This window comes from Capnocytophaga periodontitidis, assembly GCF_016126015.1.
Taxonomy (GTDB): domain Bacteria; phylum Bacteroidota; class Bacteroidia; order Flavobacteriales; family Flavobacteriaceae; genus Capnocytophaga; species Capnocytophaga periodontitidis.
In genome coordinates this window covers 1-757 of sequence record NZ_JAEFDB010000045.1, presented here as the reverse complement: position 1 = coordinate 757, position 757 = coordinate 1, and the positions used below count along the sequence as shown (strand labels likewise).

Genomic DNA, 757 nt, shown 5'->3' with positions numbered 1-757 from the left:
AGTAGCATCAACATAGGCCACACAACCTGTACTATTAGTAATAGCTATTTGATATTTCACTCCTTGTGTTGTACCGTGTAACTGAGTGAAAGTAGCTGTATGAGTACCTGCGATAGCAGGAGTTGTAGTTACTGTTACATTATTTCCTGTAGTGATATCAATAGCATTTGTAATCCTAAAGGTATAACTATCACTATCGGTAGGCATTGCTATATCAATGCTACCTGTACCCGTAGCAGTGAGTCCTAAATTACATTTTTCGTGGTAAGGTTGCACCACTGTGTTATCTGTATTTATAGGGTCAGGGTCACGTACTACTACTTCTTTCACTATAGGACAATTTTCTGTTTCGGCATCATAAATAGTGATGCGGTAAGTAGCTGCCTCGGTTGTAGGCGTTGCGATAGTAATCACTCCACCTGTAGGTGTTGGAAAGGCTACATTTTGTGCAAGTACAGCACCTGCTACTACGCCATTATCTAAGCGTTCTAAGGTATAGCTGTAAGTACCTGTACCTCCAGTCACAGTTACTGTGATATCGGCTGTAGGGGTTGCACAAGTTTTATTTCTACTAACAGTAGCTGTAGCTGTAATAAGTGCCGTAGTACTGAAAGTAGCTGTAGTCACACAGCCATTTACATCTTTCACAACTACAGTGTGTGCCGCCAATGGACTTACTTCTAATTCGAATGCTTGATTAGCTATTGTCCACACTATAGGTCTATCAGCAGCACCATCTAAACTATAGTAGTGGTTA

At 40.8% G+C, this 757-nt stretch carries 1 protein-coding gene; it reads right to left on the bottom strand.

Annotation, left to right across the window (positions count from 1 at the left end; all coding sequences use genetic code 11):
* The coding region (locus I7X29_RS15230; RefSeq protein ID WP_198475889.1) for a hypothetical protein at positions 1 to 757 on the bottom strand (757 nt) is incomplete at both ends.